This window comes from Brachybacterium vulturis (assembly GCF_043641765.1).
Taxonomy (GTDB): Bacteria; Actinomycetota; Actinomycetes; order Actinomycetales; family Dermabacteraceae; genus Brachybacterium; species Brachybacterium vulturis_A.
In genome coordinates this window covers 113,916-137,325 of record NZ_JBHZRO010000002.1, presented here as the reverse complement: position 1 = coordinate 137,325, position 23,410 = coordinate 113,916, and the positions used below count along the sequence as shown (strand labels likewise).

The window sequence follows — 23,410 nt, the reverse complement described above, 5'->3', positions numbered from 1 at the left end:
AGCTCCGCTCATGGACGCAATGCTCGACCCCACGGTCCTCCAGACTCTCTGGTTCTTCCTCATCGCCTTCTTCTTCCTGTGCTACTTCGTGCTGGAGGGCTTCGACTTCGGGGTGCAGATGACCGTCGGCGCCCTCTGGCGGCGCGGTGACGGGGCCCGAGGCACGATCCTGCGGACCATCGGTCCCGTCTGGGACGGGAACGAGGTCTTCCTGATCACCGGCGGCGCGCTGCTGTTCGCCGCCTTCCCCGAGTGGTACGCCACGCTGTTCTCCGGCTTCTACCTCGCGCTGCTGCTCCTGCTGCTGGTGCTGATCGTGCGGGTGTGCGCCTTCAAGTGGCGCGGCAAGGTGGACAGCCTGCGCTGGCGGCGGGCCTGGGACGTGGTCCACGTGATCGGCGGTGTCGCCCCGGCGCTGCTGTGGGGCATCGCCTTCGGCAACATCGTCGCCGGGGCGGAGATCGACCAGAACCACTGGGTGACCACCTCGCTGCTGGGGCTGCTGAACCCCTTCGCCCTGCTGGCCGGGGTGGTCTTCGTGCTGCTGTTCTGGCTGCACGGCACCCTCTACCTCGCGCTCAAGATCGACGGACCGCTGCGGCAGGACGCGAACCGCCTGGCCGGCCTCCTGGTCTGGCCGACGCTCCTGGCCGGTGCCGCCTTCCTGCTGTGGTTCCAGCTCGTGCACTCCCACACCCCGCTCACCTGGATCCCGGTGGCGCTCGCCGCTGCGGCCCTGGCGGCCGTGGTGGGGCTGAACCGAGCGCGCCGGGAGGGCCTGGCGTTCGTCGCGACCGTCACCGCGATCGCCGCGGCCTCGCTCACGCTGTTCGGCGGACTGTTCCCCTACGTCCTGCCGGCCACGAACGACCCGGCGAACTCGCTGACGGTCGCCAACGCCTCCTCGACCGCGCACACCCTGACGGTGATGCTGGTGGCACTCGCGCTCTTCCTGCCGATCGTCCTCGCCTACACGATCTGGGCCTACCGGGTGTTCCGTCACCGGATCACCGATGACGACTCCCCCGCCCCCGGCTCCGGGCTGCTCGAGGCGGCGAAGCGGAGCTACCGCAGCACCTTCGAGCAGGGCTGATGACGGAGTCCGCGAGGCGTCGCCGGCCGCCGCTGGATCCGCGTCTGGTGCGCGAGGTCGCGGCGGCGCGGAGGCATGTGCTGCGCACGGTGGTGCTGGGCCTGGTGCAGGCCGGCTGCGTCATCGTCACGGCGCTGGTGATCGCGCGTCTCGGCTCCCGGCTGCTCATCGACCGCGCCGTCCCGCAGGAGGCACCGGAGCTGCTGCTGGTGCTGGTCGCGGCGCTCGCGGTGCGCGCCGGCGCGGTGCTGGTCGAGGAGGCGACCGCCCACCGGGCCGCGACCTCCGCGATCAGCGAGCTGCGCGGGCGGATCGTCGGCCATGCCGCCCGGCTCGGCCCGCGCGCGGGTGCCGGTCGCGGCGCGGATCTCACCGCGCTGGCCACCACCGGCATCGAGAACCTGCGCCCCTACCTGGTGGGTTATGTGCCGCAGCTGCTGCTGACGGCCACCGTGACCCCGCTGTGCCTGCTGACCATCGGCCTGCTGGACCCCCTCAGCGCCGTGATCGCGATCCTCACCCTGCCGCTGGTGCCGCTGTTCATGGTGCTGGTGGGAAGACTGACGGCGGGTCGCTCCGAGAAGCTCATCGCGGACATGCGCTCCCTCTGGTCCCAGCTGCTGGATCTGGTGGACGGTCTGCCCACCCTGCGGGCCCTGGGTCGCGAGCAGGGGCCGGAGGCGACGGTGCGACGCCTCGGCGACCGTCACCGCGCCTCGGCGATGGGCTCGCTGCGCTACGCCTTCCTCTCCTCGATGGTGCTCGAGCTGCTGACCACCCTGTGCGTGGCGCTGATCGCCGTGGGCATCGGCATGCGCCTGGTGTACGGCCAGATGGACCTGGCCCCGGCGCTCGCGGTGCTGGTGCTGGCCCCGGAGGTGTACCTGCCGCTGCGCAACGTCGGCTCCCGGTACCATGCCTCCACCGATGGCCTGGCCGCCGTGGACGCGGCCTTCGCGGTGCTCGGGGAACAGCCCCCGGCCGATGGGGACCACCCCGCCCCCGACCTGCGGACCTCCACCCTCGTCCTCCGAGAGGTCTCGGTGCGCTCGCGCGACGGCATGGCTCCGCACCGCGCCGAGCTCTCGGTGCGACCCGGTCGGGTGCTCGCCCTGACCGGTCCCTCGGGTTCGGGCAAGACGACCGCGGCGCTGGTGCTGCTGGGTCTGCTGCCGGCGGATGCGGGCCGCGCCGAGATCATCGCCGCCGACGGCACCGCGACGCCCGTCCAGGAGCTGCAGCGCCGCAGCCTCTGGGCGCAGGTGGCCTGGCTCCCCCAGCGCCCCGTGCTGCCGCCGGGGACCATCCGCTCCGTGCTCGCCGGGGCGCGGCCCGGGGCCGGCGAGGACCAGCTGGAGGCGGCGGCCGCGGCCACCGGGCTGGATGCGGTGATCGCCGAGCGCGGCTGGGACGCGGACCTGGGACGGGCCGGCCGCGGCATCTCCCTCGGGGAGCGGCAGCGCCTGGCACTGGCCCGGGCGGTGCTCTCCCCCGCCCCGCTGGTGGTGCTCGACGAGCCCACCGCGCATCTCGACGGTGCCGCCGAGCAGGTGGTGCTGGACCTCATCACGGCGCTGCGCGCCGCGGGGCGCACTGTGCTGGTGATCGCCCACCGCTCCGCCCTGGTGGACCTCGCCGACGAGGTGGCCAGCGTGAGGACAGAGCGAGCGGAGGCCCTGCGATGACCGCCCCCTCCTCCCTCCGGCAAGCGGTCAGCGCCCTGGAGATCCCCCGCACCCGGCTGCTGGCCGCGGTGCTCGCCGCGCTGGCGACCCTCGGCTCCGCCTTCGCCCTCGCCGCGGTCGCCGCCTACCTCGTCACCCGCGCCTGGACGATGCCGCCGGTCCTGGACCTCACGGTCGCCGTGGTGGCGGTGCGGGCGCTCGGCGTCTCCCGCGGAGCGTTCCGCTGGCTGGAGCGGATGCTCACCCATGACGTGGCCCTGCGGGGCGTGGTCTCCCTGCGCACCAACCTGTTCACCGCACTGGCCGCCCGCACCGACGACGCCCTGACGCGGCTGCGCCGGGGCGATCTGCTGGCCCGCCTCGGGGACGACGCCCAGGAGCTCGGCGACCACGTCATCACCGCACTGGTGCCGGCGCTGGTCTCGGTGGTGATGGCGGTGGCCGTGCTGGCGACCTTCGCGCCGCTGTCCCTGAGCGCCGCCGCCGTGATGCTCGCCGCCCTGGTGCTGGCCGGCGTGCTCGCCCCGCTGGCCGCCCACCGCGCCGCGAGGATCGCCGAGCAGGCGGTGCTCACCACCCGCGCCGGTCTCAGCGCGCAGACGTTGGAGATCCTCGACGACGCCACCTCCCTGCGTCTCGAAGGCCGGCTCGACGGTTCGCTCGCCCAGCTGCGGCAGCGGCAGACGGAGCACGACGCCGCCATCGACCGGGCCGCGGTGCCCGCGGCGGTGGCCTCCGCCGCCGTGCCGCTGACGATGGTCCTGGCGGTGACCGGCTCCCTGCTGGCGGCGGGGACGCTGTGGGCGAGCGGCGGGGCCTCGGCCGGACAGATCGGCGTGCTGCTCCTGCTGCCGCTGTCCTCCTTCGAGGCGGCGACGGCGCTTCCCGCGGCGGCCGCGCAGCATGCGCGCTCCCGGGCCGCGGCGGAGCGGCTCGCCGAGCTGGTCGGGGAGGCACCGGCAAGGCCTGCCGGCCCAGCTCCCGAGCGCCCTGCCGCAGCCGGGCTTCGTGCCGTCGACCTCACGGCCGGCTGGACCGCCGAGGCTCCCCGCGTGCGGGGACTCGACCTCGACCTCCCGCCCGGGTCGCGGGTGGCGGTCATCGGCGCCTCCGGCAGCGGCAAGTCCACCCTGCTGGCCACCCTCGCCGGGCTGCTCGAGCCGCTCGCCGGGCACGTCGCGCTCGACGGTCGCGATCTCACCGCCCTCGAGCCGGCCGGGGTGCGGGCCGGAGTGACGATGTTCGCCGAGGATGCCCACATCTTCGCGACCACGGTGCGGGAGAACCTGAAGGTGGTGCGCGGCGACCTCGGCGACGAGGAGATCCGGGCGGCGCTCGCGGCGGTGGGCCTGGTCGACTGGGTCGCGGCCCTGCCGCACGGACTGGACACGATGCTGGGCCCGGACGGCACCACCATCTCCGGCGGGGAGCGGCGACGCCTGTTGCTGGCCCGTGCCGTGGTGCGCAGGGGCCCGGTGCTGCTGCTCGATGAGCCCACCGAGCACCTCGACACCGCCCAGGGAGACCTGCTGCTGGCCGCCCTGCTGGACCCGGAGGACAGCTCGCTGATCCCTGCGCGCAGTACCGTCGTGGTGGTCACCCACCGCATCGAGGCGATCCCGGCCGGGACCTCGATCCTTCGACTCGAGGACTTCCGATGAGCTCTCCCTCCCCGTCGACCGCTCCGGTCCCGTCGGCCGCGCTGCCCTCCCGCGGCGATCGCACCAGGATCCAGGACCTCGGCGGCGCGGTCCTCGCCGGCGGAGATCCCGAGGATCTGCTGGACCTGCTGCTCCACTCGGCCCGCACGGACCTCGCCGCACGCGACGCGGTGCTGGTGATGCCGCTGGGCACGGACCGCTGGGCGGTGGAGATGGTCGACGGGGCCGACGCGCCCGACCTGCTGGGATCCGAGATCCCCGCGGACTCCCCCACCGGTCGCGCCCTGCACCGCGCCGACGTGGACGCGCTCGAGGCGATCTCCACCCTGGTGATCGATCCAGCCTCCAGCCCCGCCCTGCTGGGCGCGGTGGATGCGGCCGAGCACGGCCTGGGGCTGCTCGCGGTGCTGCGGACCGCCGACTCCGCCCCGTACACCGCGGCGGATCGCGAACGGCTCGACGCGCTGGCGGGCCTGATCGCCCTCACCCTGCGCGCCCCGTCGCTGGGAACCAGCACCGAGATCGACGACGAGCGCAGTCGTATCGCCCGCGATCTGCACGACCTCGCGATCCAGGAGCTGTTCGCCGTGGGGATGGAGCTGGAGGCCATGGTCGACTCGCTCGAGTCGCCGGGCATGACCCCGTCCAACGCACGGATCCGCAGCTCGGTCGCGACCTCCGTGCAGGGAGTCGAGAATGCGGTCGCGCAGATCCGACAGATCGTGCAGTCGCTGCGCCGGGAGCGCACCGCCGCGACGCTCACCGAGCAGCTGCGGCACGAAGTGGGACTGGCCACCGCCGGCCTCGGTTTCGTCCCCTCGATGCGACTGCCCCCGCATCCGGCGGAGATGGACGCCGAGCTGCCACCGGAGATCGCGGAGGACGTGGTCGCGGTGGTGCGCGAATGCCTGGCCAACGCGGCGCGCCATGCGCACGCGACCGCGGTGGCGGTCTCGGTGAGCGTCTTCTCCGAGGGGGTGGACCGCGTGGTCCAGGTCAACGTCTCCGACAACGGCCGCGGCATCGACCCCTCGGTGCAGCGTCGCAGCGGGCTGGCGAACATCTCCTCGCGGGCGAGGCGTCACTCCGGCTGGGTGGATGCCCTGGGTCTCGAACCGGGCACCATGGTCTCCTGGCGGGTCACGCTGCCGCCGGCGTGAGGCTCAGGGCTGGTGCGGCTTCCAGCCGGCCCGTCGGCGGGCGGCGACCATCGCGGCCACCTGCGTGCGGCGCTGCATGTCGAAGGCCTGCAGGATGACCGTGACTCGGTTCTTCACGGTCTTCTCCGCGATGCCGACCGCCTCCGCGATCTCGCGGTTGGAGTGGCCGTCGCCGATCAGCTCCACGATCCTGTGATCGGACTCGGAGAGGTCCGGGCCGTCGTCGACGTGGTCCGCCGGCCAGATCGTCCTGCCGCTGTGGACCGCCGTGATCGCCTCGACGATCTCCTGCGAGCGGGCCGACTTCAGCATCAGGCCGGAGGCCCCGGCGGCCCTGGATTCCCGCAGTGCGGCGTCGTCGTCGAAGCTGGTGAGCACCAGCATCCGCTGCTCCGGATCGAGCTCGCGCGCCGCCTTCATCACCTCGATGCCGGTGCCGTCGGGCAGCTGGAGGTCCACCACCAGCACCTCGGGGCGGATCGCAGGCAGGCGACGGTTCGCCTCGGCCACCGAGGAGGCCTCCCCGATCACCTGGAGGGACGGGCTGGCATCGATCACGGTGACGATGCCCCGACGGACCACCTCATGGTCGTCCACGAGCATCACGCGGATCGGGCCGGGCTGCTGGGTCGCGGTCACGGAGCGTCCTTCCTCATATCGTCCTGCGCTGGCACCGGGGGCAGAAATGACTGCTCCTGCCCTGGTAGATCACTCGTCGCAGCAATCTACCGCACCGTGGGCACGGCTCGCCCTCCCGCCCGTAGGCGTTCAGGGAGCGGGCGAAGTAGCCGCTGCGCCCGTCGACGTTCACGTACAGCGCGTCGAAGCTGGTGCCACCCACCGCCAGCGCCCGCTCCATCACCTCGCGGGCGCCGCGGAGGATCGCGAGCGCCCGACGCTGGCTGAGCGCGGTGCCGGGGGTGTCAAAGCGGGTGCGGGCGCTCCACAGCGCCTCGTCCGCGTAGATGTTCCCGATCCCCGAGACGATCTCCTGGTTCAGCAGCAGGGCCTTGACCGCACTGCGCCGGGCACGCAGGATCCGGGCGATCGCCACCAGGTCAGCGGCCGGGTCCAGCAGGTCGCGGGCGATGTGGGAGGCACCCTCGGGCAGCAGCGCATCGGGGCTGCCCACGCCCGCGAGCGCGCCGTCGGCCGCCTCCACCAGCGGGCTGGTCCACAGGCCGCCGAAGAGGCGCTGGTCGATGAGATCCACCCGCGTGCCGTCGTGGAGGTGGAGGGAGAGCCGGCGGTGACGCAACGGGTCGGGGGCGGGCCCCTCGGAGGGAGGGGACTGTCCGCCGGGCGTGACGGTCGCCCCGTCGGCCGTCGCGATCCGCAGCTGCCCGCTCATCCCCAGGTGTCCCATCAGCGCCTCGCCGGTGTCGGCGCCGTCCGCATCGGCGAGCCGCCACCACAGGAACTTCCCGCGCCGCACCACGGCGGTGAGGGTCACCCCCTGCAGCGCGGCGCGCAGCCGGTCGATGCCGCCGTGCTGGCGACGGATGATGCGGGCATCGAGCAGCTCGACATCCGTGACGGTGCGGCCCACGGTGCGGGGCGCGAGACCGCGCCGGACGACCTCGACCTCGGGCAGCTCGGGCATCCGCTCAGCCCCGGGGGATCAGGGGCTCGTCGCGCTCGGCGAGGATGCCTCGCACCGCGTTCTGGGCGGCGGCGAGCTCGGCGTCCTTCTTCGAAGCGCCGTCACCGCTGGCGGTGACGATGCCGGGGACGGTGACGGTGGCGGTGAAGGTCTTCTGGTGCTCGAGGCCGGACTCGGTGAGCTCATAGGTGACGCTCGCCCCGCCGGCGGCGGCGATCTCCTGCAGGCGGGACTTGAAGTCGTAGCCGGTCTCGAGGAACTCGTCGGAGTCCAGCAGCGGCCGCAGCAGATCCAGCACGAAGCGGCGGGAGACGTCCTGGCCGAGCGCGAGGTGGACGGCGCCGATCACGGCCTCGGTGGTGTCGGCGAGGATCGAGGACTTCGCCCGGCCGCCGGTGAGGTCCTCGCCGCGCCCCAGCCTCACGTAGGCGCCGAGGTCGAGCTTGGAGGCGATCACGGCGAGCGCGCGGGTGCTCACCGTCGCGGCGCGGCGGCGAGCGAGGTCCCCCTCCGGCAGCGTGGGGTGGGAGGCGTAGAGGTGCTCGGTGACGGCCAGCTGCAGCACGGCGTCGCCGAGGAACTCGAGCCGCTCGTTGTGGGGCAGCGAGTCGTGCTCGTAGGAGAACGAGCGGTGGGTCAGAGCCAGTTCCAGCAGTCCGGAGTCCCGCAGATCGACGCCCTGCCCGGCATCCAGCGGGAGCCGGTCCAGCAGGCCGTGCGGGGCGGCGGCCTCGGTGGCGCGGCGCCTGCGCGCCATCAGGCCTCCTCATCCTGCTGGGTGGCGTCCTGCTGCGTGTCGTCGAGCAGGCCCTGCAGCGCCGCGAAGCGGGGATCGACCACGTCGTGGTGATGGTCGGGGTCCTCCTCCATGCGGAACCCGCACTGGGCGCACAGGCCCGGGCAGTCCTCGCGGCACAGGGGGCGCTCATCGGCCTCCATCGCGAGGGCGTCGCGCACCAGCGGCCCGAGGTTGACCTCGTCGGCCTCGAGGAGGGCGGTGTCCTCCTTCTCGTCGGCCTTGACCTTCTCGGGGAACATGAACAGCTCGTCGAGGCGGGCGGTGACGTCCTGCTCGACGGGGTCCAGGCAGCGGGAGCACTCGCCCTTGAGGTGCGCGGTGACGGTGCCGTGGGCGTAGATGCCCTCGACCACGGACTCGAGCTCGGCCTCGACGGCGATGTCCTCGCCCTCGCGGACCTGCATCGCGACGCCGCCGGCCTCACGGGGCGGGGCGGGGACGGTGCGCTCGATGCGCCGGTGGGAGCCGGTGCGGCCGACGAGGTCGACCGCGTCGAACCGCAGCACGGTCTCGAGCGTCGTGGTCGGGGTGTTCTCGGAAGACATCGGTGAAGATCCTGTTCGTTCGTGGGGTCGGTCAGGAGGCGGCCGCGGCGGTGCGCAGCGCCGCCAGGGAGGGGCCGGGGAGCATGTCGGAGACATCGCCGCCGAGGGCGTGGACCTCCCTCACCAGGGAGGAGGAGATGTGCGACCAGGCCGAGTCGGTGAGCAGGAAGACGGTGTCGACGTCGGCGAGGTGATGGTTCATCCGCGCCATCGGCTCCTCGTAGGCGAGGTCGAGCTGGGAGCGCAGCCCCCGCACCACGGCCTGGGCGCCCACGTCACGGCAGAAGTCGACCAGCAGTCCCTGGGGGAGGGTGCGCACCTCGACCGTACCGGAGAGTCCCTCCTGCACGAGGGTCTGGGTGATCGAGGCGGTGCGCGCCTCGAGGTCCAGCATCCCCTGCTTGGAGGGGTTGTGGGAGACCGCGATGATCACCTGGTGGCCGAGCGCGGCGGCCCGGCGGGTGAGGTCGAGGTGCCCCAGGGTGAAGGGGTCGAACGAGCCGGGCAGGACGACGGTGCTCATAGCGCCACTCTAGTGCGCCGGGGCTGGGTGTCTCAGGTGAGCTCGACGGTGACCTGGTGGCGGCCGTCCTCCTCGATGGCGCCGATGAGGAGGGTGCCGGTGAGTCCGGCGAGCGCACCGGTGCCGGAGCCGGGGGCGATGACGTAGCGCAGCTCGGGCTCCCCGCCCGCCATCGTGCCGAGCTGCTGGAAGGTCACGCTCCCTTCCCGGCCGTCCAGGGCGCCCTCGAAGGTCTCGGTGGCGATGTAGGAGGCGCTGCCGCTGGCCGGGTCGCCCGCAGTGAGCATGATGCCGCGCGAGGTGCCCTCCAGCGCCCCGGTCCAGGTCTTGGCCAGGTCGAAGCGGTCGGCTGCCCCGGGGAGGACCTCGGCGGGGGTCAGATCGATGGTGAAGGTGGCGGTGAGGTGGCTCATGACTCAAGTATCGGTGCCGTGGTGCTCGCTGGCGAGCAGGGCGTAGACCATGCCGTCGAGCCAGCGGCCGCTGCGATGCAGGGACTCCTCGCGGAAGACGCCTTCGAGCCGCAGCCCGATCTTCTCCATGACGCGACGGGAGGCGAGGTTCTCCGCGAAGCAGGCAGCCTCGACGCGGCGCACACCGAGCCCCTCGAAGGCGAGGTCGCGCAGGGCGGCCGCGAACTCGGTGCCGAGGCCCTGGCCCTGCACAGCCGGGTCGAGGACCCAGCCGAGCTCGGCCTGCTGCCCGGCGGCCCGGTCCCTCATGTCCGCCTGGGACCAGGGATCCTGACGCTCGACCTTGCCGACGGCGACCACGGCGCCCTGGTGCAGGCCGATCACTGCGCACCCGAGCCCTTCGTCCCAGTGCTCCTGGTGCGCCTCGAGGGTCCGGCTGAGCGTGGTGGTCCATTCCTGCACCTCAGGCAGTCGGTACCAGGGCCAGATGGCCGCGGCGTCCTCCGTGCCTCCCGGACGCAGCTCGAGCCGCTCGGTGTGCAGGGGCCAGTCGAGGTCGGCGAGCGAGAGTGTCATCGGTGCAGGGTAGTGCTGGGGGCCACGGGGCACGGCGAGGGTCAGTACGGCGGCGGCTCATGGCCGGGCAGCGGCGGGAGCGGCGGCGGGCCGGGATCATCGGCCCCGTCGGCCTCGTCGTCTTCGGAGCGGGAGTAGAAGTCGATCAGGTGGCATCCCCACCGGTACGCCTCGTCCCGGTCGGCGTCCTCGGCGCGCGCTTCGTCGAAGAACCCGGTCCGGGTCAGCGCCTCGAACTCGAGGTCGTCGGCGTATCTCTGCCAGGCCTCCCGGAGGCGGTCCCCGAGTTCGCGGGTCACCAGGTCCGTGTTCGTGGCGACGTCGCACACCGCTGCCCCGAGCAGCCGCCAGCGGGTGGTCCCGGTCGTCTCGTCGCGCTCGGGATCGAGCAGACCGGCGGTCTTCATCCGGTGGTGGGTGCGGCAGAGGCGGTGCAGGTTGTCGAGGGAGGTGGGACCGCCGCGCGCAGGATCCTCGAGGTCGAACTCCTCGATGTGGTCCATCTCCCCGACGGTCATGACGTTGCGGGTGCAGCCGGGAACCGCGCAGACGGGGTCGATCAGCCGGAGGCTCTCGGCCATCGCGGCGGAGGGACGGTAGGTGCGGGACGACGAGGGGTGGTGGTCCCCCGTGACCGGGTCCGTGAGCACCCGCTCGAAGGCAGGGGCCTTCGCGACGAGCTCGCGCGCCATGCGCGGCGGGATCGGGACGGTGCCGTCCAGGGTGGCGGGGGCGTTCGACCGACCGAGCAGCGTCAGCACCGGCACCACGACAGAGATCCGGAAGGCCGGATCGGGCACCTCCACGGCTCCGGTATCGAGCTGGGAGCGGACCGCGATCGCGTACTGCAGGGCGGACAGCGACAGGTGGCGTCCCTCGCGGGAGGCATCCCCATCGAGGTCGAAGGGGATCGGCGCTCCGGTCTCGAGCGCGTGACGCTGGGCATCCTGGACGGCGCGGGCGGCGGCGTCGAGCCGCTGCCCGAAGGCGGTGATCTCGGGGATCGGGCCACGGATCATGAGGCAGGCGGTGCCGTCGGAGTCCGGGGAGGAGGCGAGGGAGACCGAGCGCTGCTCCTGCGGCGATTCCTGGACAGCGGCGCGGCCGAACCACACGACGAGCGTGTGCAGCTCGCGGTAGAAGCGCTCGACGTCGATCGACCCGAGCTGCCATGCGGCGACGCGCTCGTCGACCTGGCGGCGCTGGTGGGCGGTGAGGCGCAGGACGCTGCGGATCAGCCACTCGAACCATTCGACGGGCAGGGCCCCGCTCTCGACCCGCGCGAAGCAGGCGGGCAGGTCGGTGACCGCGACATGCGCATCGCGCAGGCGGTCCTCGCCGCGCGGGAGCTTCGCACGCATCCCCACCGAGGCGGCCAGGGCGTGGAGGGCCTTCTCGTCGCCCTCGTCCTCCTCGGACCACAAGGTGGCGAGGTCGCGCGTCTCGGCGACGTAGAAGGCCGCGAGCTCCTGCTGTCGCCGGTAGAAGATTCGCAGCACGGTCGCGGCCTCCGGCGTGCGGGGCGTGACGTCGGCCCGGTCCACGAGCGCCTGCGCCGTGAGCGGGGTGCGCGTGCGCACCGGCTTCCGGGGCGGCTCATCGGGAGCAGAGGCGGAGCACTCCGGGCCAGGCGGGACCGCGGAGGGATCGGCACGGTGCTCCATGATGCTCCCCTCCTTGACCTCGGTGTCAGGCTGCGTCGCGGCCTCTGCGCCGGCGGATCGGCCTCAGGGCCGACTGCCGCCAGTTTAGAACACCTGCTCGACTCGCACCAGAGGTCGCCACGAAGTGCTGACAATTTGTGGACAACCACGACGTGCGGAGGAATGCTCGGCCATTCCACATCTCATGCACATCGTGTGGATACCCGCAGGTCACATGAGGGTGCGCATGCGCCATCCTCGACGGGCCGTGGGGCCTCGACAATGCCACCGTCGACGATCCTGCTGGTCATCATCGATGTCGCGCACATTGCATAGTGAATCGATTCCTGCAACCTCGCAGTGAATGTGTGGACGGCATGTGGAGCAGATCATCCCTCAGGCCGGCCCGCCGAACTGCAGCACGGTCTCGCCGTAGGTCTTGGTGCCGTCATCGACCCACCCCTGGGGCCACGTAAGCGGGCGGGTGCGCGAGGAGCGCTCGACGACGACCAGCGCGTCATCGGCCAGTGCGGGGCGCAGGGTGAGCAGCATCTGCTCGAGAGCCTCGGTGGGCACGTCGTAGGGCGGATCGAGGAACACCAGGGTCGCGGTGGGCGCTGTCGGCTGAGCCGTGTGCTGCGCCGCGAGCTGGCCGGCGACGCCGGCCGCCTTCCCACCGCGGATCTCGACGCGGTCGTCCAGGCCCAGCTCGCTCGCGGTGCGACGCAGCTGCCTGGCGGTCGGTCCATGCAGTTCGGCCAGCAGGGCGTGCTCGCCGCCGCGGGAGAGGGTCTCGAAGGCGAGTGCGCCGGTGCCCGCATAGAGGTCGAGCACCCGGGCGCCGGCGAGCGCGCCCCAGCCCTCGAGGCGGCTGAACAGGGCCTCACGGACCTTGTCCGAGGTGGGGCGGGTGCCCTTGCCGGGTGGGCCGGGGATGGTGCGGCCGCCGAGGTGGCCTGCGACGATGCGCGGCATGTCAGCTCCTCTCCACGTCGGGGTCGGCGTCCCGCAGGCGGTCCGCGATGGCGCCGGCGAGAGCGGGATGGTCGGTGAGCGCGGGATCGGCGGCGACCACCGCGAAGGCGTCCTCGCGGGCCTGCTCGATGACGCGGGCATCGCGGATCACGTCGAGGTGCTTGAGCGTGCGCTGCAGTCCGGACTGCTCCTCCCCCACCAGGTCGCCGGCACCGCGGCGACGCAGATCGAGCTCGGCGAGCGCGAAGCCGTCGACCGCATCGGCGATGCGGCGGAGGTGCTGGGAGTGGTCCGCCCCGACCTCGGCGGTGGTGTCGAAGAAGGCGATGCCGGCGTGCTCGCCGCGGCCCACGCGGCCGCGGAGCTGGTGGAGCTGGGAGACACCGAAGCGCTCGGCGTCCAGCACGATCATCGTCGAGGCGTTGGGCACGTCGACGCCCACCTCGATGACCGTGGTGGAGACCAGCACGTCGATCTCGCCGCGCACCATCTGCGCCATCACCTCCTGCTTCTCCTCGCCGGTCAGTCGGCCGTGCAGGATGCTGATCCGGGCGCCCGCGAGCTCGGGACGCTCGGCCAGGCGCTCGGCGGTCTGGGTGACGCCGCGGGCGGGCTCGAGGGTGGGCGGCTTCTCGTTGCCGTGCTCGTCGAGCTCCGGCGGGGCGGGTGCGTCGTCGGCAGCATCGTCCTCGTCGATGCGGGCGCAGACCACGAACACCTGACGGCCCGCCGCGATCTCCTCCCCGGCGCGCTGCCACATCCGCCGCTCCCACGTCGGGAGCTTCTCGTGGACCACGAAGCTGGTGACCCCGGCGCGCAGCCCGGGGCTCTCGCGCAGGGAGAGCACGTCGAGGTCGCCCACGGTCGCCAGCGCCGCGGTGCGCGGGATCGGGGTCGCGGTCATCACGATGACGTGGGGGCTCTGGCCCGCCGGGCCCTTGGTGCGCAGCCGTCGACGATGGTCCACCCCGAAGCGATGCTGCTCGTCGATCACCACCAGGCCCAGCGCGGCGAACTCCACGGACTCGGTGAGCAGCGCATGGGTGCCCACCACGATCCCGGCCTGCCCGGAGGTGACGTCCAGGAGCGTCTCGCGGCGGCCGGCGGTGCGCTGGGACCCGGTGAGCAGACGGACCCGGGTCGCCGCCTCGTGCCCGTCCAGCTGTCCGGCCCGGGCGAGGTCGCCGAGCAGGGTGAGCAGGGTGCGGTGGTGCTGCTCGGCGAGCACCTCGGTGGGGGCGAGCAGCGCGGCCTGATGACCGGAGTCGACGGCGCGGAGCATGGCGCGCAGGGCGACGACGGTCTTACCGGAGCCGACGTCGCCCTGCAGCAGCACGCTGGTGGGATGGCCGTTGCCGATCCGCTCCTCGATCCGTGCGCCGACCTCGCGCTGGCCCTCGGTGAGGGTGAAGGGCAGACGCGCATCGAACAGCCCCTGCAGCGGCCCCTCGGCGGCGAGGACCGGTGCGGGGGTGCGTTCGTCCTGGCCTCGGCGCTGGGCGAAGATCGCCTGCAGGACGAAGGCCTCCTCATAGCGGAGGTGGGCCATGCCGTGCCGGGCGTCCTCGGCGGTCAGCGGGGTGTGGACCAGGCGCACGGCCTCCTCGAGCGGGGGCAGGGCGCGGCGGGCGATCACCTCGTCGGGGACGGGGCGGCTGAGCGAGCCGGCGAACTCGAGACCCTTCTCGGTGGCCGAGCGCATGGTCGCCTGGGCGATGTTCTGCCGCAGCGGGTAGACGGGCCGCGGCCGCTGGGCCCAGGCCCGGCCCTCCTCCGTGTCCTCGACCGGCTCGTAGGCGGGGTGGGTGATCTGGAGGGCCTGGCGGTAGTCGTCGAAGCCGACGGTGCCGTGCACGATGATCTGCGCACCCACGGGGAGCCTGCCGCGATGCCACTGCAGCTGATGCTGCTTGGTGAGGAAGAACGTCAGCACGATCTCGTCGACCCCGTCGGAGACGGCGACCTCGAGGATGAAGCCGTGACGGCTGCGCATCGCCCGGTCCCGGAGCGAGACCACCGAGACGACGGCGCTGACCTCCTCGCCCTGGCTCACCTCGTGCAAGGAGCGCAGGGGCGCCGGGACCAGATAGCGCCGCGGGGCGAAGCGCATCATGGTGTCCAGGTCCCGCACGCCGAAGGAGGCCATCGCGGTGGACTCCTTGGAGATCAGCAGCTCCTTCAGCGGCATCGAGCCGCGGGCGGTCTCCTGCCTCCTGGCCATGCGGACGTCTCCTCGTGCTCGGTGTGCGCGGCCCCGTACGGTGCGACCTGCGAGGTCCTATCGTGCCACTGCCCTGTGACGCTGTGGCGGAATCCACAGCGCCTCGGAGCGCCCTCCCCTTCAGGGACGCGGCCATGTGGGCTATGATTCCGTGGTTGCCCTGACCGCCGGGGGCTCGCACCTCCGTGCTCACCCAGGTCACCGACCCCGCCGTTCCGGCGCGGGGGTGGAGCGGGCACCGCGATCAGAACATCGACGTACCAGGAGACGACAGTGGCTGCTTCCACGTGTGACATCTGCGCCAAGAGCCCCAGCTTCGGCAAGGCCGTGTCTCACTCGCACCGCCGCAGCTCGCGTCGCTGGAACCCGAACATCCAGTCGGTCCGCACTGTGATCAACGGCACCAGCAAGCGCGTGAACGTGTGCACCTCCTGCCTCAAGGCAGGCAAGGTCAGCACGCTCGGTGCCTGAGCGAGACCTTTCAGGACTCATCCACGAGAGCCCTCACCCTTCGGGGTGGGGGCTCTCGTGCATCTGAGCATCGAGGAGAATCCTATGCCCGCGTCCGCGCCCACCGCAGATCCGGGCCGCGTGCTGCACCTACCTGAGCCTGTTCCTGCAGCGGAATGCCGAGGTAGCTCACCGCGCCCTGAGCACGCAGGAAGCCAGCGCGGTCCGACCCGGAGCTCACGATGCTTGACTGCTAATCAACGCTGTATGTGCAGAGTTCGTAAATAAGCGCTGTACCGCGGCCCTGGCGGGCGGAGCACCGGCTCGACCTCGAGCATCAGCGCACGGAAGCCCACCCGCCAGCCGTCCGGCTTCAGCCACGCGAAGCGGTGGCCGGCGTGGCGGGGCGGAACCTCCGCGTTGCACTCACTCCGCCGCGGCGTCCGCGAAGGTCGCGGTGTCGATCACGGCACGGAAGTGCACATCGCCCGCGACCACGCGGTCGTAGGCGGCATCGGCCTCGTGGACGCCGATGATCTCGACCTTCGCGGCGAGGCCGTGCTCGGCGCAGAAGTCGAGCATCTCCTGGGTCTCGGCGATGCCGCCGATGTTGGAGCCGGCGAGCACCTTGCTGCCGCCGATCAGCGAGCCGAAGCTCAGCGACTGGTCGGCGGGCGGCATGCCCACCACGGCCATGACACCGCGCGGGGTCAGCAGGCCGAGGTAGCTGTCCACGGGGATGTCGGCGCTGATGGTGTTCAGGATCAGATCGAACTCGCCGCGGTGCTCACGGAAGAAGTTCTCCTCGGTGGTGGCCAGCACCCGCGCCGCACCGAGGGCGAGGGCGTCCTGCTCCTTCTTCAGCGAGCGGGAGAGCACGGTGACCTCGGCGCCCATGGCGGCGGCGATCTGCACGCCCATGTGGCCGAGCCCGCCCAGGCCCAGGACGGCGACGCGCTTGGCGCGGCCATCGACCGTCTCACCAGCGCCCCAGCGGCGCAGCGGGGAGTAGGTGGTGATCCCGGCGCACAGCAGCGGGGCCGCGGCATCGAAGGCGAGCTCGTCGGGGATGCGGCACACGAAGCGCTCGTTGACCACGACCTGCTCGGCGTAACCGCCCTGGGTCACGGTGCCGTCGACGTCGGTCGCGTTGTAGGTGCCGACGTTGCCCTGCAGGCAGTTCTGCTCCTGGTCGGCGCGGCACTCCTCGCAGGTCCCGCAGGAGTTCACCAGGCAGCCCACGCCCGCGCGGTCCCCGACCTTCCAGTCGGTGACGTCCGTGCCGACGGCGGAGACGACGCCCGCGATCTCGTGGCCGACGGTCAGCGGGAAGCTGGCCTCGCCCCATTCGTTGCGGATGGTGTGGATGTCGCTGTGGCAGATCCCGGCGGCGCGGATGTCGATGACGACGTCATCGGGGCGCGGGTCGCGGCGCTCGATGGTGGTGACGCGGAACGGCTGCTCGGGTCCGGTCTTCTGCAGCGCCTTGACGGTGAACGGCATGGAAGAACCTCCGGAAGATCGTGGCGGTGCTCGGAGGAGCACCGTCCGACAGCCTATCGGGGCTCAGCCGAAGTGGTCGAAGCCGGCACCCTCGATCGGTGCCCCGTCCAGCAGCACCTCGGGGCCGTGCACCGAGGGTGCCCGCACCTGACCGATGGGTCGGAAGCCCTCCGGCACGCCGCCGGGGGCGAAGGTCGCGAGCATCGCGTGCTCCTCGCCGCCGTGGAGGACCCAGGTCCACGGATCCGCGTCGAGCTCCCCGGCGAGCCCGGTGAGCTGCTCGACGTCGGGGGCCAGCGCCGCGCGATCCAGGTCGAGGGTGACCTGCGAGGCGGCGGCGAGGCGGCGGCCGTCACGGACCAGCCCGTCGGAGAGGTCCATCATGGCGCGCGCGGTGCGGCCGACGGTCCAGCCGAGCGAGAGATCCGGATCGGGGGCGTCGTGCCATTGCAGAAGATGCGCGGCGGAGGGGTCCTGGATGCCGCGGAGCATGACGGTCGGCCTGCCCTCGGCTCCCGGCCTCACCAGGGCCCGCTCCCCCAGCACCAGGGCGAGACCGGCGGCGGAGCGGCCCAGGCGGGGGGCGCCGATCGTGAGGACGTCCCCGGGCAGGGCTCCGGAGCGGCGCACCGGCTCCTGGTCCGCGGGGAGGGACCCCATCGCCGTGACGGTGACGGTGAGGTGCTCCGCGCGGCCGAGGTCACCGCCGACCAGGCTCGCACCATCTGCCTCGGCGCGCGCCGTGAGCCCGATCGTCAGCTCTTCGAAGACGGTCGCCGGGATGCCGGCCGGGGCGGAGATCGCGGCCACCAGCGCCAGGGGCGCCGCGCCCATCGCGGCGACGTCGGCGAGGTTCTGGACCGCGGCCTTGCGGCCGATCCAGCGGGCGGTGGTGGCGTGGCCGAGGAAGTCGTGACCCTCGACCAGCGTGTCGGTGGTGACCACCAGGCGCGGGGAGGGCAGGTGCACCACCGCGGCGTCGTCACCGGGGCCCACCTCGACCTCGGGGCCGGGGCGCAGGTGCGGGAGCATGCGGGCCAGGAGCGCGGCCTCGCCGCGGGGGATGCTGTCGGAGTGTTCACCTGCCATGTGCCCAGTCTGCCTGACCGCGCCCGATAGGCTCGCGGGGTGCTCCGCTCTCGTCTGCTCGCCCTGCCCGTCGCCGGCCTGATGGCCGTCGGCCTCGTCTCCTGCGGCACTGTGCAGGTGCCGCCCGGCCCCGAGGCCGCGGATCCCACCTGCGCCGACATCGTGCTCGGCGCCCCGCCCGAGGTGCTGGGCATGGAGCAGACGGAGACCTCGAGCCAGGGCACCGCGGCCTGGGGCAGCGGCGAGGACACCATCGTGATGCGCTGCGGCGTCACCCCTCCCGGTCCCACCACCGATCTGTGCACCACCCTCGCCGACGGCAACGGGGTGGAGGTCGACTGGATCGTCCAGGAGCTCGAGGGCGAGGACCCGGGGTTCCTCTACACCACCTACGGACGGGAGCCGGCGGTCGACGTGTCCGTGCCGAGCTCGGCCGCACCCGATCAGCCCTCCGGCGCGGCGCTGGACCTCGCCCAGGTGATCACCCGGAACATCGAGGCCACGGAGCGCTGCATCGGACCCGGGGATGTGCAGTAACGTCCGCCCCAGCTCTCAGCGCACGCCGAGACGACGGGCACGGGCCTGCTCGATCAGCTCGGCGAGGAGATCCGCATAGCTCAGTCCCATGTTCTCCCAGAGCACCGGGAACATCGAGTACGGGGTGAAGCCCGGCATCGTGTTGACCTCGTTGACCAGCACCCGGTGGTCGGAGGTGACGAACATGTCGACCCGCGCCAGTCCTTCCAGGCCCAGCGCCCGGAACGCGCGGCAGGCGACCTCGCGAGCCTCCTCGAGCACGGCATCGGGCAGCGAGGCGGGCACGTCGATGCTCACGGTGCCCTTGCCGAAGTACTTCGCCTCGAAGTCGTAGAAGTCGAGGTCCGTGCCGACCTTCACCTCGCCGGGCAGGGTGGTGCTGGGCTCGCGGCCGTCCCGGCACTGGAGCACACCGCACTCGACCTCTCGTGCGTCGAGCCCCTCCTCCACCAGGACCTTGGGATCCACGGCGAAGGCGCTCTCGATCGCCGCCTCCAGCTTCTTGGGATCGCTCACCCGGGTCACCCCGAGGCTCGACCCGGCCCGGGCGGGCTTGACGAACCAGGGCAGCGGATGGGTGTCGCGCAGGTAGGTGGCGACCCGATGGGACTCGGACGCCCAGCCGTCCTGGTGGACCACGATGCCGGGAGCGCACTCCAGGCCCGCGCTCCGCAGCACGAGCTTCGTGGCCGCCTTGTCCATCGCGGTGGCCGAGGCGAGCACGCCGCTGCCCACGTAGGGGATGTCGAGCATCTCGAGCATGCCCTGGACGGTGCCGTCCTCACCGTAGGCGCCGTGCAGCAGCGGCCAGAGGACATCGATGTCGGCCAGGTCGTGGACGGCGCCGTCCCGCACGGTGCGCAGCGTGATCCGCTCCCCGGGACGGTGACGGGTCTCGGGAAGCAGCACTTCGTTCCCGGCCGGATCGACCTCCGGGGCACGGCCGTCGACCAGAGTCCAGTCGCTGGGGTCGTCGGAGACGTGGATCCAGCGGCCCTCACGGGTGATGCCGAGCGCGATCACCTCGAAGCGCTCGCGATCGATCGCGGCGAGGATGCCGCCGGCGGTGACGCACGAGATGCCGTGCTCGCCGCTGCGGCCGCCGAACAGGAGGGCGACGGTGGTTCTCATGCTTCAGAGCATATTCATTCCGGGCGGACCGAGCGGGACAACAGCGCCGTGGTGACCTCATCGATGCTCTCGCCACGGTCCACGACGGCGACCACGGCTCGGGTGATCGGCATGTCCACCCCGAGCCGCGCGGCGAGATCCGCGACGGCGCGGGCGGTGGCGACGCCCTCGGCGGTCTGGCCCACCTCGGCGGCGGCGGCCTCCACGTCCAGCCCTCGCCCGAGCGCGAGGCCCAGGCGATGGTTGCGGCTCAGCGGGGACGCGCAGGTGGCCACCAGGTCGCCCATCCCGGCCAGACCTGCGAAGGTCTCCCGCTGGCCGCCGAGGGCGACGCCGAGCCGGGTGATCTCGGCGAGGCCCCGGGTGATCAGGCTGGCTGTGGTGTTGTGGCCCTGGCCCAGACCGACCGCCGCGCCGACCGCGATCGCGATGACGTTCTTCACGGCACCGGCGATCTCCACCCCGACCACGTCGGTGGAGGTGTACGCCCGCAGGTAGGGCGCTCGGCACCAGGCGGCGAAGGCCTCCGCGAGCTGCTGGGAGGGAGCGGCGACGACGCTCGCGCAGGGTCGGCGCTCGGCGATCTCGGCCGAGAGGTTCGGTCCCGAGAGCACTCCGATGCGCTCCGGCGCCGCGCCCCCGGCCGCGGCGATGACCTCGCTGATGCGGGCGTCGGTGCCACGCTCGATCCCCTTGGTCAGCGACAGCACCGGGACCTCGGGCAGGGCGGTATGGGTCGCGAGGGTCGCGCGCAGCGACTGGGCGGGGATCGCGATCACGACTCCGTCGACCCCTGCGAGCGCCTCGCCGAGATCGGACGTGCTGTGGATCGTCGCGGGCAGGGAGTGGTCCGGGAGATAGGCGTGGTTGCGGTGCTGCTCGCGGATCTCGCGCGCGACCTCCTCACGGCGGGCCCAGAGCACGACCTCCGACCCGCCGTCGACGAGGACGCGGGCGAAGGTGGTGCCCCAGCTGCCGGCACCGAGGACGGCGAGCCGGCGGGGAGTGGTCGGTGGGGCGGTCATCATGTGGTCTGCCTCCAGGCTCGATAACCTCGCTGCGGCCTGCCGACCTCCGGGCGATGGCTGTCACGGCGCCCGTCATGCAGCACGTCCGGCGGCTGCTGCCCGCGCAGCCGCCCGAGCAGCGCGGCGATGCGCGCCATCAGCTCCTCGGAGACGCGCTGGGCGGCCTGCTGAGGGCTCTCCCCCTCCTGCTGGGAGACGGTGTACGGCTCCCCCACCAGCATCTGCACGTGACGGCCGGGGCGGGGGCGCGGGAGCGGGGAGCCGACGGGCCACAGCGCACGACCGCCCCAGGTGGCGATCGGCAGCAGCGGGGCGCCGGTCTCCAGGGCGAGGCGGGCGGCGCCGAGGCGTCCCTGCATCGGCCACAGCTCGGGATCCCGAGTATAGGAACCCTCGGGGAAGACCATGATCACCTCGCCGCGACCGAGTGCGGCCCGCGCCTCGTCCAGGGCGTCACGGCTGCGGGCGGTGCCGCGACGCACCCTGATCTGGCGGGCGCCGCGCAGCAGCGCCCCGAGCACCGGGATGCGGAACAACGACTCCTTGGCCAGGAACCGCGGTGCGATCCCGGAGGCCTGCAGCAGATGACCGTACCCGAAGGCGTCGTAGGCGCTGAGATGGTTGCCGCAGACGATCGCCGCTCCGGTGGCGGGCAGACGCGCAGTGCCGTGCCAGCGGGGCCTGGCGAGCAGTGTGAACAGCGGGCGCAGCGGGAGCTGCACGACGCCGATGACGGCGCCCGCACGCCGCTGCGGGATCCGGGCGGTGCCCACGTCCCAGCTGCGCAGCAGGTTCTTCATCAGCGCGTCGATGAGCCCCGGCCGAGCGCCCTGCGGGAGACCTGTCCGGTCAGCGCGGCCCCCCGGGGATCGCTCGCCAGGGCACGTCGACGCAGGGTGGTCGGTGCACGTCGTGCCAGGGTGTTGACCGCTGCGGCATGCATCAGCCGACGCGGAGCGAAGGCGAGACGGCCGCGGACCGAGCGGTACTTCACCGCGGTGGTGACCTGCAGCAGATCACCGCCGGGCAGCAGCGCCACGCCGATGCGGACACGCAGCTTCTCGTCGTCGTCGATGATCAGGGCCTCGGAGCCGACCACCTCATCGGTGACGAACTCCTTCTGCGGCGGCGGCACCATGTCGAACAGGCGGATGGTCTCGTCACGCAGCGCCCGCAGACCGCGGGAGGACAGTGGAGTGTTCTCATGGGAGAAGATCGCCTCGGCCCAGACCCGGGGATCGGTCTCGTCGACACCGGAGGTGGGCACGATCACCACGTCGCAGTAGTCGGGGATCGGGATGTCCCGCAGCGCCAGGGAGCCGAGCGCTCCGGGAAGCGGCCCGGTGATCCGGTCCTCATCGGGCAGGTCGTTCATCCTCAGCCCTCTTCCCAGTACTCGGCACCGAGCGCCGAGAGCTTCTCCCGGAAGGACTCGTAGCCACGATCGATGAGGTCGATGCCACGGATGGTGGAGGTCCCCTCGGCGCCGAGCGCGGCGATCAGGTAGGAGAAGCCGCCGCGCAGGTCCGGCACCGTGATATCGGCGCCGTGGAGGGCGTGGGGACCGGAGACGACCGCGGAGTGCTTGAAGTTGCTGCGACCGAAGCGGCAGCTCGAGCCACCCAGACATTCGCGGTACACCTGGATGCGGGCGCCCATGTCGTTCAGCGCCGAGGTGAATCCCAGTCGGTTCTCGTAGACGGTCTCGTGGAGGATGGAGATGCCGTCGGCCTGCGTGAGCGCGACCACCAGCGGCTGCTGCCAGTCGGTCATGAAGCCGGGATGCACGTCGGTCTCCAGGGCGATCGCCTTCAGGGGTGTGCCGGGATGGAAGAAGCGGATGCCGTCCTCGCGGATCTCCATCCCGCCGCCCACCTTGCGGAAGACGTTGAGGAAGGTCGCCATCGGCTTCTGCTGGGCGCCGCGCACGAAGACGTCGCCCTTGGTCACCAGGGCGGCGCAGGCCCAGGACCCGGCCTCGATGCGGTCACCCAGCGCCGAGTGCTGATAGCCCCCCAGGGTCTCGACGCCCTCGATGGTGATCGTGCGGTCGGTCTGCAGCGAGATGAGCGCACCCATCTTCTGCAGCACCGCGATGAGGTCCTCGATCTCCGGCTCGACCGCGGCGCCCGTGAGCTCGGTGATGCCCTGCGCCCGGACCGCCGTGAGCAGCACCTGTTCGGTCGCGCCCACGCTGGGGTACTCGAGATGGATCTTGGTGCCGCGCAGGCCGTCCGGTGCGGTGATGTAGATGCCCACATCCCGCTTGTCCACCACCGCCCCGAAGCTGCGCAGCACATCGAGGTGGTAGTTGATCGGGCGGTCCCCGATCCGGCAGCCCCCGAGATCGGGGATGATCGCCTCGCCCAGCCGGTGCAGCAGCGGCCCGCAGAAGAGGATCGGGATGCGTGAGCTGCCGGCGTGCGCGTCGATGTCCACGACGTGCGCGCGCTCGACGTTCGAGGGATCCATCCGCAGCGTGCCCGCGGCGACATCGTGCTCGACCTTGACACCGTGGATCGACAGCAGGTTCGAGACGATCCGGACGTCGCTGATGTCGGGCACCGAGCGCAGGATGCTGGGGCCCTCGCCGAGGAGGGCGGCGACCATCGCCTTCGAGACCAGGTTCTTCGCCCCGCGCACGGTGATCTCACCGTCGAGCGGGCGTCCTCCGCGCACATGGAATGTCGAACTCATGGTGTCCTTGCCTCGACGGTCGGACGTCCGCGGACGCCCCTCTCTGACCGGGTCACCATACCGGAGCGACCCGGTGGG

At 72.2% G+C, this 23,410-nt stretch carries 23 protein-coding genes; 6 read left to right on the top strand and 17 right to left on the bottom strand.

Annotated features, from left to right (window positions below):
- Positions 1 to 10: 10 nt before the first annotated feature.
- From cydB to ACHUEU_RS02070, 4 genes are read left to right on the top strand one after another with little or no spacing between them, the layout of a single operon-like run.
- Positions 11 to 1,093 carry a cytochrome d ubiquinol oxidase subunit II gene (gene cydB / locus ACHUEU_RS02085; protein ID WP_394214225.1) on the top strand — a complete coding sequence of 361 codons (1,083 nt, stop codon included), beginning with the start codon at positions 11 to 13 and terminating at the stop codon, positions 1,091 to 1,093.
- Positions 1,093 to 2,778 (top strand): thiol reductant ABC exporter subunit CydD, encoded by a 1,686-nt coding sequence (gene cydD, locus ACHUEU_RS02080; RefSeq protein ID WP_394214223.1) that lies wholly within the window; start codon positions 1,093 to 1,095, stop codon positions 2,776 to 2,778. Before cydB ends, cydD begins: the two co-directional genes overlap by 1 nt.
- Positions 2,775 to 4,439, top strand: coding sequence for a thiol reductant ABC exporter subunit CydC (cydC, locus tag ACHUEU_RS02075; protein WP_394214222.1), 1,665 nt, complete (start codon positions 2,775 to 2,777; stop codon positions 4,437 to 4,439). The genes cydD and cydC overlap by 4 nt, the downstream gene beginning before the upstream one ends.
- Positions 4,436 to 5,599, top strand: a complete 1,164-nt coding sequence (locus tag ACHUEU_RS02070) for a sensor histidine kinase (protein ID WP_394214221.1) — start codon at positions 4,436 to 4,438, stop codon at positions 5,597 to 5,599. Before cydC ends, ACHUEU_RS02070 begins: the two co-directional genes overlap by 4 nt.
- A gap of 3 nt (positions 5,600 to 5,602) precedes the next feature.
- Here ACHUEU_RS02070 and ACHUEU_RS02065 read toward each other — a convergent pair whose 3' ends face one another.
- From ACHUEU_RS02065 to ACHUEU_RS02020, 10 genes are all read right to left on the bottom strand, one after another.
- Positions 5,603 to 6,238 (bottom strand): response regulator transcription factor, encoded by a 636-nt coding sequence (locus ACHUEU_RS02065; RefSeq protein WP_394214220.1) that lies wholly within the window; start codon positions 6,236 to 6,238, stop codon positions 5,603 to 5,605.
- A 13-nt stretch (positions 6,239 to 6,251) separates the two neighbouring features.
- On the bottom strand, positions 6,252 to 7,202 hold the full coding sequence (mutM, locus tag ACHUEU_RS02060) for a bifunctional DNA-formamidopyrimidine glycosylase/DNA-(apurinic or apyrimidinic site) lyase (RefSeq protein WP_394214219.1): 951 nt from the start codon (positions 7,200 to 7,202) through the stop codon (positions 6,252 to 6,254).
- Positions 7,203 to 7,206: 4 nt separating this feature from the next.
- Positions 7,207 to 7,959, bottom strand: coding sequence for a ribonuclease III (rnc, locus tag ACHUEU_RS02055; RefSeq protein ID WP_394214218.1), 753 nt, complete (start codon positions 7,957 to 7,959; stop codon positions 7,207 to 7,209).
- Positions 7,959 to 8,546, bottom strand: a complete 588-nt coding sequence (locus ACHUEU_RS02050) for a YceD family protein (protein ID WP_394214217.1) — start codon at positions 8,544 to 8,546, stop codon at positions 7,959 to 7,961. Before ACHUEU_RS02050 ends, rnc begins: the two co-directional genes overlap by 1 nt.
- A gap of 31 nt (positions 8,547 to 8,577) precedes the next feature.
- Positions 8,578 to 9,069, bottom strand: coding sequence for a pantetheine-phosphate adenylyltransferase (gene coaD / locus ACHUEU_RS02045; RefSeq protein ID WP_394214216.1), 492 nt, complete (start codon positions 9,067 to 9,069; stop codon positions 8,578 to 8,580).
- Between the two features lie 32 nt (positions 9,070 to 9,101).
- Entirely contained in the window at positions 9,102 to 9,482 is a 381-nt protein-coding gene (locus ACHUEU_RS02040) for a DUF3224 domain-containing protein (RefSeq protein ID WP_394214215.1), read from the bottom strand.
- Positions 9,483 to 9,485: 3 nt separating this feature from the next.
- The gene (locus ACHUEU_RS02035; RefSeq protein WP_394214214.1) at positions 9,486 to 10,058 is read right to left on the bottom strand and encodes a GNAT family N-acetyltransferase; all 573 of its coding nucleotides are present in this window, start codon (positions 10,056 to 10,058) and stop codon (positions 9,486 to 9,488) included.
- 41 nt (positions 10,059 to 10,099) lie between these two features.
- Positions 10,100 to 11,722, bottom strand: a complete 1,623-nt coding sequence (locus ACHUEU_RS02030) for an HNH endonuclease signature motif containing protein (protein WP_394214213.1) — start codon at positions 11,720 to 11,722, stop codon at positions 10,100 to 10,102.
- Positions 11,723 to 12,097: 375 nt separating this feature from the next.
- Positions 12,098 to 12,676 carry an RsmD family RNA methyltransferase gene (locus ACHUEU_RS02025; RefSeq protein ID WP_394214212.1) on the bottom strand — a complete coding sequence of 193 codons (579 nt, stop codon included), beginning with the start codon at positions 12,674 to 12,676 and terminating at the stop codon, positions 12,098 to 12,100.
- 1 nt (position 12,677) lies between these two features.
- A complete protein-coding gene (locus ACHUEU_RS02020) occupies positions 12,678 to 14,897 on the bottom strand; it encodes an ATP-dependent DNA helicase RecG (protein ID WP_394214211.1) in 2,220 nt (739 codons plus the stop codon).
- 273 nt (positions 14,898 to 15,170) lie between these two features.
- On the opposite strand from ACHUEU_RS02020, the gene rpmB reads away from it, so the two are divergent.
- A complete protein-coding gene (gene rpmB, locus ACHUEU_RS02015) occupies positions 15,171 to 15,368 on the top strand; it encodes a 50S ribosomal protein L28 (protein ID WP_096802882.1) in 198 nt (65 codons plus the stop codon).
- 405 nt (positions 15,369 to 15,773) lie between these two features.
- Here rpmB and ACHUEU_RS02010 read toward each other — a convergent pair whose 3' ends face one another.
- Together ACHUEU_RS02010 and thiL are read right to left on the bottom strand one after the other, a co-directional pair.
- Complete coding sequence (locus ACHUEU_RS02010) at positions 15,774 to 16,850, bottom strand: NAD(P)-dependent alcohol dehydrogenase (RefSeq protein ID WP_394214210.1); 1,077 nt, start codon at positions 16,848 to 16,850, stop codon at positions 15,774 to 15,776.
- Positions 16,851 to 16,913: 63 nt separating this feature from the next.
- On the bottom strand, positions 16,914 to 17,939 hold the full coding sequence (gene thiL / locus ACHUEU_RS02005) for a thiamine-phosphate kinase (RefSeq protein WP_394214209.1): 1,026 nt from the start codon (positions 17,937 to 17,939) through the stop codon (positions 16,914 to 16,916).
- 39 nt (positions 17,940 to 17,978) lie between these two features.
- Here thiL and ACHUEU_RS02000 point away from each other — a divergent pair, with 39 nt between their 5' ends.
- Positions 17,979 to 18,476, top strand: coding sequence for a DUF3515 domain-containing protein (locus ACHUEU_RS02000; protein ID WP_394214208.1), 498 nt, complete (start codon positions 17,979 to 17,981; stop codon positions 18,474 to 18,476).
- A 15-nt stretch (positions 18,477 to 18,491) separates the two neighbouring features.
- On the opposite strand, the gene ACHUEU_RS01995 is transcribed toward ACHUEU_RS02000, so the two are convergent.
- From ACHUEU_RS01995 to murA, 5 genes are read right to left on the bottom strand one after another with little or no spacing between them, the layout of a single operon-like run.
- The gene (locus ACHUEU_RS01995) at positions 18,492 to 19,607 is read right to left on the bottom strand and encodes a D-alanine--D-alanine ligase family protein (RefSeq protein WP_394214207.1); all 1,116 of its coding nucleotides are present in this window, start codon (positions 19,605 to 19,607) and stop codon (positions 18,492 to 18,494) included.
- A gap of 14 nt (positions 19,608 to 19,621) precedes the next feature.
- Complete coding sequence (locus tag ACHUEU_RS01990; RefSeq protein WP_394214353.1) at positions 19,622 to 20,632, bottom strand: NAD(P)H-dependent glycerol-3-phosphate dehydrogenase; 1,011 nt, start codon at positions 20,630 to 20,632, stop codon at positions 19,622 to 19,624.
- A complete protein-coding gene (locus ACHUEU_RS01985) occupies positions 20,632 to 21,435 on the bottom strand; it encodes a lysophospholipid acyltransferase family protein (RefSeq protein WP_394214205.1) in 804 nt (267 codons plus the stop codon). The genes ACHUEU_RS01990 and ACHUEU_RS01985 overlap by 1 nt, the downstream gene beginning before the upstream one ends.
- The gene (locus ACHUEU_RS01980) at positions 21,435 to 22,010 is read right to left on the bottom strand and encodes a hypothetical protein (RefSeq protein WP_394214204.1); all 576 of its coding nucleotides are present in this window, start codon (positions 22,008 to 22,010) and stop codon (positions 21,435 to 21,437) included. Before ACHUEU_RS01980 ends, ACHUEU_RS01985 begins: the two co-directional genes overlap by 1 nt.
- 2 nt (positions 22,011 to 22,012) lie before the next feature.
- Positions 22,013 to 23,332: a UDP-N-acetylglucosamine 1-carboxyvinyltransferase gene (murA, locus tag ACHUEU_RS01975; protein WP_394214203.1), complete on the bottom strand. Its 1,320-nt coding sequence runs from the start codon at positions 23,330 to 23,332 to the stop codon at positions 22,013 to 22,015.
- Positions 23,333 to 23,410: the final 78 nt, after the last annotated feature.

Bases quoted from the DNA above. Each gene is read 5' to 3' on its own strand.
- cydB (WP_394214225.1), top strand. From the start codon at position 11: ATGGACGCAATGCTCGACCCCACGGTCCTCCAGACTCTCTGGTTCTTC.
- cydD (WP_394214223.1), top strand. From the start codon at position 1,093: ATGACGGAGTCCGCGAGGCGTCGCCGGCCGCCGCTGGATCCGCGTCTG.
- ACHUEU_RS02070 (WP_394214221.1), top strand. From the start codon at position 4,436: ATGAGCTCTCCCTCCCCGTCGACCGCTCCGGTCCCGTCGGCCGCGCTG.
- ACHUEU_RS01995 (WP_394214207.1), bottom strand. From the start codon at position 19,607: ATGAGAACCACCGTCGCCCTCCTGTTCGGCGGCCGCAGCGGCGAGCAC.
- murA (WP_394214203.1), bottom strand. From the start codon at position 23,332: ATGAGTTCGACATTCCATGTGCGCGGAGGACGCCCGCTCGACGGTGAG.
- ACHUEU_RS02025 (WP_394214212.1), bottom strand. From the start codon at position 12,676: ATGCCGCGCATCGTCGCAGGCCACCTCGGCGGCCGCACCATCCCCGGC.
- ACHUEU_RS01980 (WP_394214204.1), bottom strand. From the start codon at position 22,010: ATGAACGACCTGCCCGATGAGGACCGGATCACCGGGCCGCTTCCCGGA.
- thiL (WP_394214209.1), bottom strand. From the start codon at position 17,939: ATGGCAGGTGAACACTCCGACAGCATCCCCCGCGGCGAGGCCGCGCTC.
- ACHUEU_RS02030 (WP_394214213.1), bottom strand. From the start codon at position 11,722: ATGGAGCACCGTGCCGATCCCTCCGCGGTCCCGCCTGGCCCGGAGTGC.
- ACHUEU_RS02020 (WP_394214211.1), bottom strand. From the start codon at position 14,897: ATGGCCAGGAGGCAGGAGACCGCCCGCGGCTCGATGCCGCTGAAGGAG.
- ACHUEU_RS02050 (WP_394214217.1), bottom strand. From the start codon at position 8,546: ATGTCTTCCGAGAACACCCCGACCACGACGCTCGAGACCGTGCTGCGG.
- ACHUEU_RS02035 (WP_394214214.1), bottom strand. From the start codon at position 10,058: ATGACACTCTCGCTCGCCGACCTCGACTGGCCCCTGCACACCGAGCGG.
- coaD (WP_394214216.1), bottom strand. From the start codon at position 9,069: ATGAGCACCGTCGTCCTGCCCGGCTCGTTCGACCCCTTCACCCTGGGG.
- mutM (WP_394214219.1), bottom strand. From the start codon at position 7,202: ATGCCCGAGCTGCCCGAGGTCGAGGTCGTCCGGCGCGGTCTCGCGCCC.
- rnc (WP_394214218.1), bottom strand. From the start codon at position 7,959: ATGGCGCGCAGGCGCCGCGCCACCGAGGCCGCCGCCCCGCACGGCCTG.
- cydC (WP_394214222.1), top strand. From the start codon at position 2,775: ATGACCGCCCCCTCCTCCCTCCGGCAAGCGGTCAGCGCCCTGGAGATC.
- ACHUEU_RS01985 (WP_394214205.1), bottom strand. From the start codon at position 21,435: ATGAAGAACCTGCTGCGCAGCTGGGACGTGGGCACCGCCCGGATCCCG.
- ACHUEU_RS02040 (WP_394214215.1), bottom strand. From the start codon at position 9,482: ATGAGCCACCTCACCGCCACCTTCACCATCGATCTGACCCCCGCCGAG.
- ACHUEU_RS01990 (WP_394214353.1), bottom strand. From the start codon at position 20,632: ATGACCGCCCCACCGACCACTCCCCGCCGGCTCGCCGTCCTCGGTGCC.
- ACHUEU_RS02010 (WP_394214210.1), bottom strand. From the start codon at position 16,850: ATGCCGTTCACCGTCAAGGCGCTGCAGAAGACCGGACCCGAGCAGCCG.